12 protein-coding genes are annotated in these 16,977 nt (G+C 67.4%); 4 read left to right on the top strand and 8 right to left on the bottom strand.

From position 1 onward, the window contains the following. The first annotated feature begins 45 nt into the window (after window positions 1-45). From C8261_RS00915 to C8261_RS17120, 3 genes are read left to right on the top strand one after another with little or no spacing between them, the layout of a single operon-like run. On the top strand, window positions 46-966 hold the full coding sequence (locus C8261_RS00915) for a LysR family transcriptional regulator (RefSeq protein ID WP_107491770.1): 921 nt from the start codon (window positions 46-48) through the stop codon (window positions 964-966). Continuing rightward, on the top strand, window positions 966-2,339 hold the full coding sequence (gene radA / locus C8261_RS00920) for a DNA repair protein RadA (RefSeq protein ID WP_107491771.1): 1,374 nt from the start codon (window positions 966-968) through the stop codon (window positions 2,337-2,339). The genes C8261_RS00915 and radA overlap by 1 nt, the downstream gene beginning before the upstream one ends. Beyond that, window positions 2,336-2,725, top strand: coding sequence for a DUF4124 domain-containing protein (locus C8261_RS17120; RefSeq protein ID WP_146161623.1), 390 nt, complete (start codon window positions 2,336-2,338; stop codon window positions 2,723-2,725). Before radA ends, C8261_RS17120 begins: the two co-directional genes overlap by 4 nt. Window positions 2,726-2,854: 129 nt before the next feature. Here C8261_RS17120 and C8261_RS00925 read toward each other — a convergent pair whose 3' ends face one another. Then, complete coding sequence (locus tag C8261_RS00925; RefSeq protein WP_107491772.1) at window positions 2,855-3,601, bottom strand: S-methyl-5'-thioinosine phosphorylase; 747 nt, start codon at window positions 3,599-3,601, stop codon at window positions 2,855-2,857. Between the two features lie 158 nt (window positions 3,602-3,759). On the opposite strand from C8261_RS00925, the gene typA reads away from it, so the two are divergent. Further along, a complete protein-coding gene (gene typA, locus C8261_RS00930) occupies window positions 3,760-5,577 on the top strand; it encodes a translational GTPase TypA (protein ID WP_107491773.1) in 1,818 nt (605 codons plus the stop codon). 222 nt (window positions 5,578-5,799) lie between these two features. Here typA and C8261_RS00935 read toward each other — a convergent pair whose 3' ends face one another. The 7 genes from C8261_RS00935 to smc all read right to left on the bottom strand — a co-directional run bounded on the left by C8261_RS00935 (window position 5,800) and on the right by smc (window position 16,921). Next, window positions 5,800-6,219: a type II toxin-antitoxin system VapC family toxin gene (locus C8261_RS00935; RefSeq protein WP_107491774.1), complete on the bottom strand. Its 420-nt coding sequence runs from the start codon at window positions 6,217-6,219 to the stop codon at window positions 5,800-5,802. Then, window positions 6,216-6,467, bottom strand: a complete 252-nt coding sequence (locus C8261_RS00940; protein ID WP_107491775.1) for a ribbon-helix-helix protein, CopG family — start codon at window positions 6,465-6,467, stop codon at window positions 6,216-6,218. The genes C8261_RS00935 and C8261_RS00940 overlap by 4 nt, the downstream gene beginning before the upstream one ends. A 283-nt stretch (window positions 6,468-6,750) precedes the next feature. Beyond that, window positions 6,751-9,168: a DEAD/DEAH box helicase gene (locus C8261_RS00950; protein ID WP_107491776.1), complete on the bottom strand. Its 2,418-nt coding sequence runs from the start codon at window positions 9,166-9,168 to the stop codon at window positions 6,751-6,753. A 108-nt stretch (window positions 9,169-9,276) separates the two neighbouring features. Next, a complete protein-coding gene (gene galU, locus C8261_RS00955) occupies window positions 9,277-10,152 on the bottom strand; it encodes a UTP--glucose-1-phosphate uridylyltransferase GalU (RefSeq protein ID WP_107491777.1) in 876 nt (291 codons plus the stop codon). Further along, the gene (gene ligA, locus C8261_RS00960) at window positions 10,149-12,224 is read right to left on the bottom strand and encodes an NAD-dependent DNA ligase LigA (RefSeq protein WP_107491778.1); all 2,076 of its coding nucleotides are present in this window, start codon (window positions 12,222-12,224) and stop codon (window positions 10,149-10,151) included. The genes galU and ligA overlap by 4 nt, the downstream gene beginning before the upstream one ends. Continuing rightward, the gene (locus C8261_RS00965) at window positions 12,224-13,330 is read right to left on the bottom strand and encodes a cell division protein ZipA (protein WP_107491779.1); all 1,107 of its coding nucleotides are present in this window, start codon (window positions 13,328-13,330) and stop codon (window positions 12,224-12,226) included. Before C8261_RS00965 ends, ligA begins: the two co-directional genes overlap by 1 nt. A gap of 63 nt (window positions 13,331-13,393) precedes the next feature. Beyond that, complete coding sequence (gene smc / locus C8261_RS00970; protein WP_107491780.1) at window positions 13,394-16,921, bottom strand: chromosome segregation protein SMC; 3,528 nt, start codon at window positions 16,919-16,921, stop codon at window positions 13,394-13,396. Window positions 16,922-16,977 lie beyond the last annotated feature (56 nt).

A 16,977-nucleotide genomic window follows, 5' to 3' on the forward strand; every position in this document is an offset into this window, starting at 1 on the left:
AAATTTGTGCTGTAATTGCCCAGATAAGTATTATTTATCGGAATCATGGCCGACCGCAGACTCCAGGTCTTTCACGCCGTAGCCCGTCACGGCTCGTTCACCCGCGCTGCCGAACATCTGTTCATGACGCAGCCAGCGGTGACCTTCCAGATCAAGCAGCTTGAGGAGCACTTCAACACCCGTCTGCTCGATCGCGGCCACGGCAAGGTTGCACTGACGGCGGCAGGAGAGATCGTCTTCGCCTACGCCGAGCGCATCCTCGGGCTCAGCGACGAACTCGAAGCACGCGTCGCCGAGCTCACCGACGAACTCACCGGGGTGATCAGCATCGGCACCAGCACCACCATCGCCGCCTACTGGCTGCCGCAGCTTCTGGAAGGGTTCAAGCGCCGCTATCCGCGGGTGGTGCCGCGGGTAGTGGTGGGCAACTCCCAGCTCACCGAAGACCGCGTCGTCGCCCGCGAACTCGATGTCGCATTGATCGAGATCGTCTCCGACCAGCCGGCCATCGAGCGGCGCAGCGCCGCCCGCGACGAGCTGCTGGTGATCTGTCACCCTGCGCACCCGCTGGCCCGGGCCAAGGCGCTGAAAGCCCAGGATCTCGCCGGCCACCCCTTCATCACCCGTGATCCCGGCAACGCCATCCGCGTCCTCGCCGACCAGTTCCTGCATGCCGGCGGCGTCGGACTCGACGAGATTCCAGTATGTGCGGAGCTGGGCAGCCTGGCCACCGTCAAGCATCTCGCCGCCGAAGGGCTGGGTTACGCCATTGCCTCCAGCGCCGCGATCCGTCGCGACCTGCGCGAAGGGCGGCTGGTCGGCGTGCCGCTCGATCCGCCGCTATACACCCCGCTGGAAGTGATCCTGCCGCGTGACAAGTTCCGCTCGCGCCTGATCACCACCTTCGCCGATTTCGCCACCGATGCGCTTGCGCGCATGGCTACCACACCGCTCAGACAGCACTGATGGCCAAGACCAGGACCGCCTACATCTGCACCGAATGCGGTGCGCAAAGCCTGCGCTGGCAGGGCCAGTGCCCGCAATGCTCGGCGTGGAACACGCTGGTCGAAACGGTCGTGGAGCAGGGCGGGGCGGCCACCAGCCGTTTTGCCGCACTGGCCGGGCAGAGCAGCCGTCTGCAACCGTTGGCGGCGCTGGAAGCGCGCGAGCAGCCGCGCATCCCCACCGGCATGGGCGAGTTCGACCGCGTGCTGGGTGGCGGCCTGGTTGCCGGTGGCGTGGTGCTGATCGGCGGCGACCCCGGCATCGGCAAATCCACCTTGCTGCTGCAGGCCCTCTCCCAGCTCGCGGTCAGCCATGCCGCGGTCTATGTCAGCGGCGAAGAGTCCGGCGAACAGGTGGCATTGCGTGCGCAGCGCCTGCAACTGGGCAGCACGCCGCTGCAACTGCTCGCCGAGATCAATCTCGAACGCATCCTCGCCACTCTCAAGGACGCACAGCCGAAGATCGTCGTCATCGACTCCATCCAGACGGTGTACTCCGAAGCCCTGCAGTCGGCCCCCGGTTCGGTCGCCCAGGTGCGCGAATGCGCCGCGCAGCTCACGCGCTACGCCAAGCAGAGCGGTACGGCGCTGATCGTCGTCGGCCACGTCACCAAGGACGGCACCCTGGCCGGGCCACGCGTGCTCGAACACATCGTCGACACCGTCCTCTATTTCGAGGGCGACACGCATTCCAGCTTCCGCCTCGTGCGCGCCTTCAAGAACCGCTTCGGCGCCGTCAATGAACTTGGCGTGTTCGCAATGACCGACCGCGGGCTGAAGGGCGTCAGCAACCCCTCGGCGATCTTCCTCTCCCAGCACCCCCAGCAGGTTTCCGGCAGTTGCGTGCTGGTCACCCAGGAAGGCACGCGGCCGTTGCTGGTGGAGATCCAGGCCCTGGTGGACAGCAGCCACAGTCCCAATCCCCGGCGCCTTTCGGTAGGCCTGGAACAGAACCGCCTGGCGATGCTGCTGGCGGTCGCCCACCGCCATGCCGGCGTCGCCTGCTTCGATCAGGACGTTTTCGTCAATGCCGTCGGCGGCGTCAAGATCACCGAACCGGCCGCCGACCTGGCCGTCCTGCTCGCCATCGTCTCATCGCTGCGCAGCAGGGCACTGCCGCGCGAACTCGCCGTCTTCGGCGAAGTCGGTCTCGCCGGCGAGATCCGTCCGGCACCGCGCGGCCAGGAGCGCCTCAAGGAAGCCGCCAAGCTCGGCTTCACGGTGGCCATCGTGCCGCGCGCCAACGCACCGCGGCAAGACATCGACGGCCTGCAGGTGATCGCCGTGGACCGCATCGAGGAGGCCCTCGACCGCGTGCGTGAGCTCGACGGATGAAACAGGCTCTTGCCGCCACCTGCCTGTGCGCCGCAGCCATCGGCGCAGCCCAAGCCCAGGTGTATCGCTGCGAGCATGAGGGCAGGACCATCTATCAGCAGCGTCCGTGCAGCGATCCCGCCCAGTCCCGGGCAATCGAGGACCGGGTATCGGTTTATGCAGGGAAGCAACCGCCGGCCCCCACGGCAAGGGGCGTTACGCCCGCATCACGCGCCGCGGAGCCCGCACCGGCGCGCGAACACCCTTCATGCGCGGGCCTGCGCCAACGCATCCGCCACATCGATGCCCAGGCCCGCCTGCGCTCGACCGCCAGCCTCACGGAACAACGGCGCAACACCAAGGCGAGGCTGTCGGAACTGGCGTGTGCAGAGATGGATCCGCGCTGAGCGGGGTATCCGGACGCATGCATGAGTATCGATGTTTACATAATACAAATTATGGCTATTTCTACGATGAAGATGAAGGGGCCCCATCGGCCCCTTCCTGACCTGCGCGGCTCTCAAGCCCAAGGTGGCTTACGCTCCGGTCTGCCTGCACAACTGCTCCAGGACACCCCTCACGCGGATCATCGCCTCCTGAAGTACTTCCTCTATGCTGTCGAAGCGGATGCTGCGCGCACTCGATGCCTTGCCGGCGGCGTGGTTGGCGACGACGTTGATGGCTGCGTACGGCAGATCGAGTTCGCGGGCCAGCGCAGCCTCAGGCATGCCGGTCATGCCGACGAGGTCGGCGCCGTCACGTTCCATGCGCAGCACCTCGGCAGCGGTTTCCAGCCTCGGCCCCTGCGTGGCGGCGTAGACACCACCATCGAACACTGCATGGCCGGCCGCCTTCGCGGCCGCCAGCAAGCGCTCCCGCAAGGCCTGATCGTAGGGTTCGGTGAAATCGATGTGATGCACCACTTCGTCGGCCCCCTCGAAGAAGGTGCTCTTGCGCCCCCAGGTGTAATCGATGATCTGATCGGGTACGACCAGCGTGCCTGGCGCGAAGTCCGCACGTATGCCGCCGACCGAGGCCACGGAAATCACCGCGCTGGCGCGTGCCTGCTTGAGCGCCCAGAGGTTGGCGCGGTAATTGACCTGGTGCGGCGCAATGGTATGGCCGTAACCGTGACGGGCAAGGAAAACCACCGGCGTGCCGCACAGTTCGCCAAAGGTCAGCGCCCCCGACGGTTCGCCGTACGGGGTGCGGGCGACCTCCCTGCGCACGATCTCCAGGGTGGACAACTGAGTGAGTCCGCTACCGCCGATGATTGCCAGCATGCTGCCTTTCTCCTTTGTGAATCGGCGCCGATTCTAGCATGCAGCCCCGCAGCCCCCCGGCGCCGTGCCCCACCACCACCCTGCCCTGCAGTTTTTCATGCTGCGCCGCCGCAGTGCGTGTTAGAATCCGCGCCTTTTCAAAGACTTCCGGCCTCCCCATGTCCCGCGCCATCCGCAACATCGCCATCATCGCCCACGTCGACCACGGCAAGACCACCCTGGTTGACCAACTTCTCCGCCAGTCCGGCACCTTCCGCGAAAACCAGCAGGTTGCCGAACGCATCATGGACTCGGGCGACATCGAGAAGGAACGCGGCATCACCATCCTGTCGAAGAACTGTGCGATTCAGTACGGCGACACCCACATCAACATCGTGGACACCCCGGGACACGCCGACTTCGGCGGCGAGGTCGAGCGCGTACTGTCCATGGTCGACAGCGTGCTGCTGCTGGTCGATGCGCAGGAAGGCCCGATGCCGCAGACCCGCTTCGTCACCCGCAAGGCGCTGGCCCTGGGCCTGAAGCCCATCGTGGTGGTGAACAAGATCGACCGCCCCGGCGCCCGTCCGGACTGGGTGATCAACCACACCTTCGACCTCTTCGACAAGCTCGGCGCCACCGACGAGCAGCTCGATTTCCCGGTGATCTACGCCTCCGGCCTGAACGGCTTCGCGATGGAAAACCTGGAAGACGAGCGCAAGGACATGCGCCCGCTGTTCGAAGCCATCCTCAAGCACGTGCCGGCGCCCGAAGTGGATGCCGACGGCCCGCTGCAGATGCAGGTCTGCTCGCTCGACTACTCCACCTACATGGGCCAGATGGGCATCGGCCGCATCAAGCGCGGTCGCGTCAAGCCCAACCAGGAAGTGGTGGTGATGTACGGCGAAGAGAACCGTGGCAAGGGCAAGGTCAGCCAGGTGCTGACCTTCAAGGGCCTCGAGCGCTCCCCCGCCGAGTTCGCGGAAGCGGGCGACATCGTGCTGATCGCCGGCATCCAGCAGGTCAACATCGGCGTCACCCTGTGCGACCCGGAATGCCTCGAGGGCATGAAGCCGATCGCCGTGGACGAACCGACGCTGACCATGAACTTCATGGTCAACACCTCCCCGCTGGCCGGGCGCGAAGGCAAGTTCGTCACCAGCCGCCAGATCCGCGAGCGCCTGGAAAAGGAACTGCTGAAGAACGTCGCCCTGCGGGTGAACTTCACCAGCGACTCGGACACTTTCGAAGTCTCCGGCCGTGGCGAACTGCACCTCACCATCCTGCTGGAAAACATGCGTCGCGAAGGCTATGAGCTGGCCGTCGGCCGTCCGCGCGTGGTGTTCAAGGAAATCGACGGGGTGAAGTGCGAGCCCTACGAAATGCTCACCGTGGACGTCGAGGAAGACCACCAGGGCGGCGTGATGGAAGAACTCGGCCGCCGCCGCGGCGAGCTGCAGGACATGCAGCCCGACGGCAAGGGCCGCGTGCGCCTGGAATACCGCATTCCGGCGCGTGGCCTGATCGGCTTCCAGGGCGAGTTCCTCACCATGACCCGCGGGACCGGCCTGGCCTCCCACGTGTTCGACGACTACGGCCCGATGGCCGGCACGATGGCCGAACGCCGCAACGGCGTGCTGATCTCGCAGAACGACGGCGAGGCCGTGGCCTACGCGCTGTGGAACCTGCAGGACCGCGGCCGCATGTTCGTCAGCCCGGGCGAAGCGCTGTACGAAGGCATGATCATCGGCATCCACACCCGCGACAACGATCTGGTGGTGAACCCGATCAAGGGCAAGCAGCTCACCAACGTGCGCGCTTCCGGTACCGACGAGGCGGTCCGCCTCACCCCGCCGATCCAGCTCACCCTGGAATCCGCCATCGAGTTCATCGCCGACGACGAGCTGGTGGAGATCACCCCGAAGAACATCCGCCTGCGCAAGCGTCACCTGAAGGAAACCGACCGCAAGCGCGCGGCCAAGGCCGACGCGGCCTGATCGCCGCCCCGCCCCCTGTTTGTGCCCGGTTGATCAATGCAGATGGCGCCCTCAGGGGCGCCATCTGGCTTTTGGCGGTCGCATCTACTTGACTCCTGGGAGCCGCGTCTCGCAGTCAGCTGCTTGCCCACTTGACACAGCGCTCCCGTACGGCTGAGTTCCCCCATGCGCCAATTCAGATGTTTGATCCTGCAGCTTCAAGCAGGCCTTGGCCCCCGATTCTCACTCCGGCATCAGGAGATTGCTGAAGGGTTCGCGGTTCTTCCAGCGGTAGGTACCGAAGTCGCGCAGGTCGGTGGACAGGATGCGGCCGTGTCCAAGGTGTTCGGCCAGCACCACCAGCGAAGCATCGGCCAGATCCATCGGCAAGGCGGTGTAGCGGCGCATCAACTCCACCACGTGTGGCGCGTGCCGGGCTTCGAGCTGGAAGACCTCGTAGGCGCCGTCGCCCAGCGCATCGAGTAGCCCCTGCTTGGCGGCTTCACCAACGCGGCGCTGGAGAAAGTGACAGGCTTCGGTGAGCACCGGCCAGGTGGTGATCAGGCGCTCGGTCAGCGCCTCGTAGCACGTGCGGGCGCGGGGGTGCCAGCGGTCGTCGCGATGCAGCAAGGCGATCCAGAAGCCCGCGTCGGCAATGATCACGCGTGCTTGCCAGCGACGTGGTCGAGCACGTCTTGCTTGTAGCGGGTCGAGCCGTCGGGCGGGCCGCCGGAAAAGGCGCCGACGAGTTTGTCGAGGCTGGCGCGCTTGCGCTTTTGCTCGGCGAGCACGGCTTCGTAATAGCGGTCGACCGAGTCGCGCACGATGTCGGAGAGCGACAAACGGGTGGCCGACTGCAGGAACTCCAGCTTTTCGGCGTAGCTATCGTCGAGTCGGGCGTTGATCCGCATGGTGCACTCCTGCGGCAAGGGTTGTCATACGGCGTATGCTAGCCCGCCGACAGGAAAAGTCAAGCCCGGCGCTTTCACGCACCCATCGTCGCCGCCTGTGTATAGGCGCGCTTTTCCTCGCGGTATCCCTCGCCTTCCAGCGCCTCGACCAGGTCGACCTGCGCCATGACGCACGAACACGCGGGCGAGAAAGCTCGCCACCAGCGGCGCGGAGTCGGCGAGCAGCAGCAGCCACGCCGGATGGTGACGGCGCGGTGGCGTAGTCGAGCGCCATCGGTGATGCTCAGCGGCGCTTGGCGAGCGCGCTGGCCAGGCCGGCGAGCACGCCGGCGATGCGGCCAACCGTCTCGGGTTCCGGCAGCGGCAGCTTGAGGTGGGACTGCCCGGTGGTTTCGTCGCGTACTACCCACGGGTGCTTTGCCCCGGTGCCCTGGGGCTGGCTGGCAACCGCCAGTGCCTCGACGAGCTGGGTGCCGACGCCGAGCAGTGCGGCCCACGGGTCGCCATCCCGATCGCCGTCGTGAGCGGGACTGGATGAAGCCGGTGCGCGCCCGGCGGGCTCGCCTTGGGCCTCACCGTCTTCCCGTGGGGGGCTCTCCGTATCGCGCTCGGGATCGTCGGTCTGGGTGGCCGGTGCCTCTTCGGTGGGGGTGATCGGTTCGCCCGGTGCGACTGCGCCAGTAACTGCCTCGACCTCCTTCATGAAGCGCGACAGACGGGTGCCCTCGAGCGAGATGTCGGCGCCGCCGCCGTCGAGAATGCCCGCCGCGAGCGAGCGCTTGAACGCCAGCACTGACAGCATGCCCTCCTCGATGGTGCCGCGGGCGACGAAGTTCACCACCCGGATCGGACGCTGCTGGCCGAGGCGGTGGATGCGCGCGACGCGTTGCTCGAGCACCGCGGGGTTCCACGGCAGGTCCATGTTCACCAGCGTGGCGGCGTGCTGCAGGTTGAGGCCGGTGCTGCCGGCGTCGGTGGCAAGAAAGAGCCGACACGCCGGGTCGTCGCGGAAGCGGTCGACCAGCGCCTGGCGCTTGTTCGAGGGCACGCTGCCGTGGAACAGCACGTAGCCCCAGCCGCGCGCCTCGAAACGCCGGATCAGCACTTCGTGCATGCGCAGCCACTGGCTGAAGATCACCACCTTCTCGTCAGGATCGGCGAACAGTTCGTCGAGCAGGGCGGCGAGTTCGTCCGCCTTCACGCCGTGGTCGCTCTCCTGGTCGAGCAGGTAGCTGCTGTCGCAGGCCATGCGCATGTTCTGCAGTGCGCAGGTGAGCCGCCGCTGGTCGGTGTCGGACAAAAAGCCGCTCGCCCGCCAGCGCTGCACGATGCGCGCGGCGACCTGGGCGTTGTCTTCGTGCAGCGCGGCCTGCAGCTCTGTCATCGGCACCAGCACCTGCTGGTCGGTGCGCGCCGGCAACTGGGTCAGCACCTGCGCCTTGCGGCGCCGGATCAGGATGGGCGCGAGCGTTTGTCCGATACGGTCGAGGCCGACGTAGCCGGTGACCCGCCCGCTGTCGTCGCGCTGGCTGTGCTCGTGCAGCAGCTTCCAGGTGGGCCCCAGGCGGTGCTGGTCTACGAACTGGACGATGGAGATGAGCTCCTCAAGCTTGTTCTCCAGCGGCGTGCCGGTGAGCACGATGGCGTAAGGGCTGTCGATGCGCTTGATGGCGCGCGCGGCAATGGTGTTCCAGTTCTTGACGCGCTGGGCCTCATCGACGATGACCAGCTCCGGCGCCCACTCCTGGATCAGGTCGAGGTCGCTACGCAGCTTCTCGTAGTTGGTGATCTTGCAGAAGTCGTCGGCGGCGAAGATGTCGCGCCGCGCGGGGCGCCCGCCCTCGACCACCCGTGCCTCGCGCCCGGCGAAGCGCGCGATCTCGCGCTGCCATTGATACTTGAGCGAGGTCGGGCAAATCACCAGCACCCGCCTCACGCCGAAGTATCGGGCGAAGATCTCGGCCGCGGTAATCGCCTGGATGGTCTTGCCGAGCCCCATGTCGTCGCCGATCAAGGCACGGCCGGCATGCACTGCAAACAAGGCCCCTTCCGCCTGATAGGGGTAGAGAGGAACCTTGACGAGTTGGGCCAGGGTCGGGCTGCTTGCACCGTCGGGAAACGCTTTCTCGAGGGTCTCGCGGCGGCGCTCGGCATCGCGCAGGCTCGCCAGGTGGTCGCGCGCGGCGTCGTCGATATGCAAGGGGTGGTCGAAGTGGGCGCAGCCCTTGATCAGGGTCTCGATGCGTCCGAACTTGTGCGGTTTGAGGACGTAGCGCGTCCCGTCCTTGTCGGTCTCGACGCGGAAGATCCCGCGCGCGAGGTCGATCACTCCCTCCGGGGCGTCGCTGCCCGGCCGAAAGCGCAGGGTGCGCGGATTGCCCGGGTGAAGGACGAGCTCGCTGCCGGCGGGCTGAAAACCGCGCCTGAGAGCCGCCTTCGCGCCGCGTTTGCGCTCCAGCCTGGCGAGCACGAACTCGATGTGCTTGCAGGTTCCCAACTCGTTGGTGGCGAAATCCGGGCAGGTGCAGCGGTTGTCGCCCGGCGCGGTGCCGCGGATCAGCACTCGATAGGCGCGTCCCGATGCCGCATTGGCGACCCTGAACTCGGAAAACAGGGGGTCGTCCCCCAGGTTTTCCAGTGCAAAGTCCTGTTCGCGCCCGAACTGGCGCCGCAGCTGGCGTTGCCATTCCTCGGCTTGCATGCCTTCCGGCACCCTGCGGGGCGACAGGCGTGCTGTGCCTGCCTTCTTGCCACGCCTCTTCGGGGCGGGTGCAACAGGTTTTCCAAGCATGGACACACTCACTCGCGCTTATCCGTTGCGCCCGGCCAGCCAGGCGGAGAACTCCTCGGCCACTTCCGGATGGCGCAGGGCGAGCTCCACCGTGGCCTTCAGATAGCCGAGCTTGGAGCCGCAATCGAAGCGCACGCCGTCGTACTGGTAGGACAGTACCGCTTCCTCCTTGAGCAGCGAGGCAATGGCGTCGGTCAGTTGCAGCTCGCCACCGGCGCCGGGCCTGAGCGCGCGGATGTGGTCGAAGATGCGCGGAGTGAGGATGTAACGCCCGACCACCGCCTGGGTGGACGGTGCATCCTCGGGCCTGGGCTTTTCGACGATGCCGGTCATGCGCTGCACCTTGCCGGAGTCGCCCTCGGTGCTGACGATACCGTAGCTGCGGGTTTCCTCGCGCGGCACGTTCATGGTGCCGAGCACCGAGCAGCGATGATAATTGAACACATCCACCATCTGCTTCATCACCGGGGTCGCCCCCGGGTTGTCGAGCAGGTCGTCGGCGAGCATCACCGCAAAGGCCTCGTCGCCGATCACATGCGAGGCGCACAGCACCGCATGTCCCAGGCCCAACGCCTCGGGCTGGCGGATATAGACGCAGTTCACGCCCTGGGGCACAGTCTTGCGCACCAGCTCCAGCAAGGCAGTCTTGCCGCGTGCCTCAAGCTCGGTTTCCAGCTCGTAGGCCTTGTCGAAGTGGTCCTCGATCGAGCGCTTGGTGCGCCCGGTGATGAAGATCAGGTCGGTGACGCCGGCGGCCACCGCCTCTTCCACCGCATACTGGATCAAGGGCTTGTCCACGATGGGCAGCATCTCCTTCGGGCTCGCCTTGGTGGCGGGCAGGAAACGGGTGCCCATGCCGGCGACCGGGAATACTGCCTTGGTGACCTTCTTCATGCCTGTTCCTCTCCTGTATCCATTGCGGGGCCCTGCCCCTGTTCCAGCAGCCGACGCAGGCCTTCCTCGTCGACGATGTCCACGCCCAGCGCCTGGGCCTTGTCGAGCTTCGAACCGGCCTCGGCGCCGGCCACCACCCAGTCGGTCTTCTTCGATACCGAGCCGCTGACCTTGCCGCCGGCCGCCTCGATCAGCGCCTTCGCTTCATCACGGCTCAGGTTCGGCAAGGTGCCGGTGAGCACGAAGGTCTTGCCGAGCAGATGGCCCGCGGGTGCGGCTGGCTCGCCCTCCTCCCAGCGCACGCCGGCTGCGCGCAGCTGTTCGATGACCTCGCGGTTATGCGGCTCGGCGAGGAAGTCGACGATGCACTGCGCCACCACCGGACCGACGTCCGGCACCTGCTGCAGGGCCTCCAGGTCGGCAGCCAGCAGCGCGTCGAGCTGGCCGAAGTGGCGTGCCAGATCGCGTGCAGTGGCCTCGCCGACGTTGCGGATGCCGAGCGCAAAGATGAAGCGTGCCAGCGTGGTGTTACGGCTCTTGTCGATCGCCGCCAGCAGGTTCTGCGCCGACTTCTCGCCCATGCGCTCCAGATTGGCGAGCGCGAGCAGACCGAGACGGTAGAGATCCACCGGGCTCTTGACGATGGCCGCATCGACCAGCTGATCGACCAGTTTGTCGCCCAGGCCCTCGATGTCCATCGCCCGGCGGCCGGCGAAATGCAGCAGGGCCTGCTTGCGCTGCGCCGGGCAGAACAGCCCGCCGGTGCAGCGCGCCACCGCCTCGTCCTCACCGCGCACCACATGCGAGCCGCACACCGGACAGCTGGGGTAGGCCGCCAGCAGGTCGTAGCGCGGCAGCTCGCCCTCGCGACGTTCGAGCACCGGGCCGACCACCTCGGGGATCACGTCCCCTGCCCTGCGCACGATGACCCAGTCGCCGATGCGCACGTCCTTGCGGTCGATCTCGTCCTGGTTGTGCAGGGTGGCGTTGGTCACCGTGACGCCGCCGACGAACACTGGCTCCAGGCGGGCCACCGGAGTCAGCGCACCGGTACGGCCAACCTGCACGTCGATGGCCAGCAGGCGGGTGATTTCCTCCTGCGCGGGGTACTTGTGCGCCACCGCCCAGCGCGGCTCGCGGGTGACGAAGCCCAGTTCGCGCTGCAGATCCGCGCGATTGACCTTGTACACCACGCCGTCGATGTCGTAGGGCAGCGTGTCGCGCAAGGCGGCGATGTGCGCATGGAAGGCGATCAGGCCGTCCGGGCCGGCCGACACGCAACGGTGCTCGCACACCGGCACGCCGAAGGCGGCGAGGCACTCGAGCAGGCCGGCCTGGGTCTCCGGCAGCGCGAAACCCACATGCTCGCCGATGCCGTAGGCGAAGAAGGACAGCGGACGGCGGGCGGCGATGCGCGGGTCGAGCTGGCGCACCGCGCCGGCCGCGGCATTGCGCGGATTGACGAAGACTTTCTCGGCTGCTGCGCGCTGGCGGGCGTTTAGGGCCTCGAAGTCGTCGCGGCGCATGTAGATCTCGCCGCGCACTTCCAGCACCGCGGGTGCAGCGCCGGTGAGCTGCAGGGGAATCTGGCGGATGGTGCGCACGTTGTGGGTGACGTCCTCGCCGGTTTCACCGTCGCCGCGCGTCGCGGCGCGCACCAGCGCGCCGTGCTCATAGCGCAGGCTGATCGCCAGGCCGTCGAACTTCAGTTCGCCGAGGTACTCCACCGGCGCATCGGCGAGATCCAGGCCGAGCGCGTTGCGCACCCGTGCATCGAAGTTGCGCACGCCCTGCGTGGTGGTGTCAGTTTCGGTGCGGATGGACAGCATTGGCACCGCGTGGCGTACCGCGGCGAGCTCGGGCAGTGCAGCACCGCCGACACGGCGCGTCGGCGAATCGGCGCTGGCGAGTTCGGGATGGGCGGCTTCGAGGGCCTGCAGTTCGCGGAACAGACGGTCGTACTCGGCATCCGGTACGGTGGGGGCGTCGAGAACGTAGTAGGCGTGATCGTGGCGGCGGATTTCCGCCTGCAGCCGGGCAATGCGCCCGGCGGGGTCTTGCTGTGCAGTCATCAGGCGGAGAACAGGCGCAGTGCCAGCGCACCGCCGGCAGGAATCTCATGTTTGCCCATGTGGGCATGGAACTGGGCAATCTGGCTGCGGATCATGCTCGCCGCCTCGCTGCCAAAGGGGTGACGGTTGTCGTCCACGACCACCCCACCGAGGGCATCGGCAAGCAGGTTGGCACACTGCATCATGCGATCAAAGGCCTGCGCACCGTTGAGCACGCGCGGGACGTCGATGACCAGGGTGATGCCGGCACTCTGCAGGCTGCGCAGGGACTCCGCGGAGAACAGCGTCGGTTCCAGATTACCCAGCGTAAACAGCGTGTTGCCATCATCGTCCTGGGCATGGAAGCTGCCATCGTCGCCAAGCACCAGGCCCTGGGCTTCGGCCAGGCCGCGCAGCTTGGTGCCGACAAAGGGCTGGTTCTGGCTGATCACGTTGACGCCGATCTGCACGTCCACCTCGGCGCAGAAGCGGTCGAGTTCGGCCGCCCGGGCCAGGGTTTCGGCGCGTGCGGGAAGGCCGGCGGGGACGGCGAGGAACTGTTCGGCAACCTGCTGCACACCGTCGGCGAAGCGGCTGTAGTCGGCCTCGCCGATGGGGCCGCGGCGATCCACCAGCTGCAGCGCGGCGCAGAACCAGTGGTGGGCGCCGGCGCTGTTGGGGCCGATTTCCCGCCACAGGTTGCGGCCGTCGTCGAAGGCAAACCAGCGCACGCTGCGCCCGAAGTCCTGCAGGATGGCGTGCTGGGCGCTCCACAGGCGCGGCACGTCGAGCAGCTCGAAGGACTCGATGCGCACGATGCAGTCGGCCCGCGCATCGACCGTATCGGGTGCCTCGGGGGTGGCGCGACGGCTGGCGCCCTCGCTGACCGCGCGCGCAGCCGGCACCGGTTCAGGGGGCGGGGTCAGGGTCTCGGGCAGTTCGGCGGGCTCGTCATCCGTGCTCGCGGAGCCGTCGCGGGGCTCCAGCAGGACGTCGCGGTGCTCGGAACGGAAGGCCTTGTCGACCTTGCTGCTGTGCTTGCGCTCCTGCCATTTGTTGTAGGCGAGGATGAGCACCACCACCGCGGCACCCGCGGCAATCAATCCGATCTGAAGTTCGCTGTCCATAAACCGTCCCGTTGTAGAGCTGGGTGTGCCGGCAGCGGCACGCCGTCCAATACTGTATACGACTCAGGCCACCACGCTCTCGGCCATGCGCATGGCTTCGTCGATATCCACCTCGACCACGCGCGAGGCGCCCTGTTCCTGCATCGTCACCCCCACCAGCTGCTGGGCGATCTCCATGGTGATCTTGCTGTGGGTGATGAAGATGAACTGCGTCTGCGATGACATGCGTTTGACCATCCGACCGTAACGTTCGGTGTTGGTATCGTCAAGCGGCGCATCAACCTCGTCAAGCATGCAGAACGGTGCCGGGTTGAGCTGGAACATGGAGAACACCAGCGCGATCGCGGTGAGCGCCTTCTCGCCGCCGGAAAGCAGGTGGATGGAGCTGTTCTTCTTGCCCGGTGGCTGGGCGACGATCTGGATGCCGGCATCGAGGATTTCCTCGCCGGTGAGTTCGAGGCGTGCCTGTCCTCCGCCGAAGAGCTGCGGAAAAAGCGTGCCGAAATGCCCGTTGACGGTGTTGTAGGTGTCCTGCAGCTGCTCGCGGGTCTCGCGGTCGATGCGCCGGATGGCATCCTCGAGCGTGTCAATGGCCTGATTGAGGTCGTCGGCCTGGGCGTCGAGATAGCCCTTGCGTTCGTCTGCGCTGCGGAGTTCGTCGAGCGCGGCGAGGTTGACCGCGCCAAGCTCGGCGATCTCGCGCGCCAGTCGCGCCACTTCACGCTGCAGCGCGGTCTCGCGCAGCTCGGCGGTGAGCAGCGGGGCCAGCGCATCCTCGTCGGCAGCGGCCTCGCGCAGGCGTTCGTCGAACTGCGCGCAGGCCAGCTCCGCGGCCTGCACCGCCAGGCGCAGCTCGGCGACCCGCTCGCGCAGCGGCGCCGCCTCCTGTTCGGTGCGCAGACGCATCTCCTCGCGCTGGCGCAGCACCGCACTGGCCTCTTCGAGGGCATCGCGACGCCCGCCCAGTGCGGTCTCGCGGGCGCTGCGCAGCGCCAGCGCATCCTGCAGTGCGGCGGCACTGCGGACGGTGGCGGTGGCTTCGAGCTCCTGCGTGCGCTGCTGCTGTTCGGCGGCGATGCGTTCGAGCTGTTCGGCGGCGAGTTGCAGGTTGCGCGCCAGGTCATCGAGCTTGCCGACACACTCGCGCGCGGAGAAACGCGCCTCCTGCAGTTCGCGTGCGGTGGCCTGCTCCAGCGCACGGGTATTGCGCAGGCTCTGGTCGCGCTCGTCGAGCACCTCCATGGCCGCATCGAGGCGCTGGTGCTGCAGTTCAGCGAGTTCGGCGGCACGGCCATATTCGAGATCGGCACGGGCGAGGTGTTCGCGCTCGCTCTCTTCCAGGCGCAGCACGTCGGCCAGATCGCGCTCGATCTGCTGGCGCCGCTCCTCGGCACGACTGCGCGCCTGGGTGAGCTTGAGAACCTCGACCTGCACGCCGTGAACCTGGTTCTGCAGGTTCTGCACCTCGCGGCGCAGGTGGCCGCTGCGCTCGTGCAGTTCCGCGGCGCGCGCCTCGGCGGTCAGCAAGGCATCGTGGGCCATCCGCGCATCGTCGTCGAGCGTCTGCTGGCGCGCACTCAGTTCGTCGATCTCGCGCTGGCGCTCCATTACCCCGTGGGTGCGGTTGTCCGGGCTGTAATGGGTCAGGCAGTCACGGCTCAGCACTTGCCCGTCGCGCGACACCAGCATCACCCCCGCGGGCAGTTCGGCGTGACGCGGCAACCATGCGGCAAGATCATCAACGGCGGCGCAGCCGCCCAGCCACTCGCCGACAATGGCGGCCAGCGCCGGATCGACAAGTTCGACATGGGTGGCGAGCGCAACCAGCCCGGCAGGCAGTGCGGCGGCGGCGCTGGCTGCCGGCGGTGCCGCGAGCACCATCGCGAGCGAGCCCGGCGGTGGTGTATCCAGCATGATGCGGGCGTCGGTGGCAGAGAGGCCGCCGAGGGCAGCCAGCCGCTCGCGCAGCACTGCTTCGACGGCAGTCTCCCAGCCCGCGTCGACGCGCAGGGCGCGCCACAGCGGCGCCGCATCGGCAAGGCCATGGCGACGCAGCCAGTCGCCGAGCTCACCCTGCGACTGCACCCGCGCCTGCAACTGAACAAGGGCGTCGCGGCGCGCGCGCAGTTCGGTAAGCTGGCGCTGGGTCTGGCGTTCGTGATCGAGTGCGGCCTTCAGCGCGGCCTGCGCCGCAGGCTGCGCCGCTTGTACGGCATGCAGCTCCTGTTCGAGGGCGGCGAGGGCTTCGCGCAGGGTCTCGAGGCGCGCCTCGCCTTCGGCCAGCGCGCCCTCGTCGGGGCCCTGGATGGCGGCGCCCTCCCCTTCGAGGCGGACCCGGCGCTGCGCCAGACCTTCGAGGGCGCGGTTGGCGCTGCTGCGGTTGGCTTCCTGGACGCGCAACTGCTGCTCGGCCTGGGCGAGCTCGCGGCGCACCGCGGATACCGTGGCGTCCGCCGCCTGACGGGCGGACTCGGCCTCCGGCAGGCGCCCGGCAACCTCTTCGTGGCGCGCCTCGGCCTGCTCCGCACGCATCGCGGCATTGTCCTGCAATTCCGACCAGCGCTCGCGCTCCGCGGCAAGCGCTTCGCGGCGCTGCAGCCAGTGGGCGTGATCGCTGTCGAGCTGGACGAGACGCGCCTCAAGACGCTTGCGGGTGTCGCCCAGATGCTGCAGTTCCGCTTCCAGGCGGCTGACCTCCGCACTCACCGTGAAAAGGTCGGTCTGCGCCTGATGAACGGCTTCGGAAGCTGCCGACTGCGCCGTGCGGGCGTCCTCCACGGCGCTTTCCAGCTCCTGCAGGCGGGCGCTGTCGGATTCGATGCGGCGACTCGCTTCGTTGAGCGCCTCGCCCACGCGCGCGTGCTCGGCACGCGCCTCGTTGCGCTTGAGCAGCCACAGCAGTTGCTGCTTCTGCACATGGGCGGCATTCAGGGCGCGGTAGCGCTCAGCGATCTCGGCCTGCACGCGCAGGCGCTCGATGCGCTCGCCCAGCTCCATGCGGATGTCTTCGAGACGGGTAAGGTTGTCGCGCGCGTCGGCCAGACGTCCCTCGGTTTCCTTGCGGCGCTCGCGGTACTTGGTAACCCCCGCGGCCTCTTCGAGAAAGCCGCGCACCTCCTCGGGGCGTGCCTCGATGATGCGCGAGATCATGCCCTGCTCGATGATCGCGTAGGCGCGTGGCCCCAGGCCGGTGCCGAGGAAGAGGTCGATGACGTCCTTGCGGCGCACATGGACGTTGTTGAGGTAGTAGGTGGACTCGCCGCTGCGGTCAAGCACGCGCTTGACCGAGATCTCCGCGTAGCGCGACCACTGGCCGGCGGCCTTGCCCTCGGCGTTGTCGAAGACCAGTTCGACGCTGGCGCGCGATACCGCCTTGCGGGTGGTGGAGCCGTTGAAGATGACGTCCTGCATCGACTCGCCGCGCAAGGCGGATGCACGCGTCTCGCCCAGCACCCAGCGCACCGCATCGATGATGTTGGACTTGCCGCAGCCGTTGGGGCCGACCACGCCGACCAGATTGCCCGGGGTGAGCACGGTGGTCGGATCGACGAAGGTCTTGAAACCGGAGAGTTTGAGCTTGGAAAGACGCACGTCGGGTCAGGGTCGGTTACGGCTGCAGCAGGCGTTGCGGAGGTGGTGCCGGGCAT

The sequence above is a fragment of the Pseudothauera lacus genome (assembly GCF_003034845.1).
In the GTDB taxonomy this organism is placed as follows: Bacteria; Pseudomonadota; Gammaproteobacteria; order Burkholderiales; family Rhodocyclaceae; genus Pseudothauera; species Pseudothauera lacus.

Excerpts from the sequence above, each read along its gene's own strand:
- C8261_RS00915 (WP_107491770.1), top strand. The coding sequence starts at position 46 with ATGGCCGACCGCAGACTCCAGGTCTTTCACGCCGTAGCCCGTCACGGC.
- radA (WP_107491771.1), top strand. The coding sequence starts at position 966 with ATGGCCAAGACCAGGACCGCCTACATCTGCACCGAATGCGGTGCGCAA.
- C8261_RS17120 (WP_146161623.1), top strand. The coding sequence starts at position 2,336 with ATGAAACAGGCTCTTGCCGCCACCTGCCTGTGCGCCGCAGCCATCGGC.
- C8261_RS00925 (WP_107491772.1), bottom strand. The coding sequence starts at position 3,601 with ATGCTGGCAATCATCGGCGGTAGCGGACTCACTCAGTTGTCCACCCTG.
- typA (WP_107491773.1), top strand. The coding sequence starts at position 3,760 with ATGTCCCGCGCCATCCGCAACATCGCCATCATCGCCCACGTCGACCAC.
- C8261_RS00940 (WP_107491775.1), bottom strand. The coding sequence starts at position 6,467 with ATGCGGATCAACGCCCGACTCGACGATAGCTACGCCGAAAAGCTGGAG.
- C8261_RS00950 (WP_107491776.1), bottom strand. The coding sequence starts at position 9,168 with ATGCAAGCCGAGGAATGGCAACGCCAGCTGCGGCGCCAGTTCGGGCGC.
- galU (WP_107491777.1), bottom strand. The coding sequence starts at position 10,152 with ATGAAGAAGGTCACCAAGGCAGTATTCCCGGTCGCCGGCATGGGCACC.
- ligA (WP_107491778.1), bottom strand. The coding sequence starts at position 12,224 with ATGACTGCACAGCAAGACCCCGCCGGGCGCATTGCCCGGCTGCAGGCG.
- C8261_RS00965 (WP_107491779.1), bottom strand. The coding sequence starts at position 13,330 with ATGGACAGCGAACTTCAGATCGGATTGATTGCCGCGGGTGCCGCGGTG.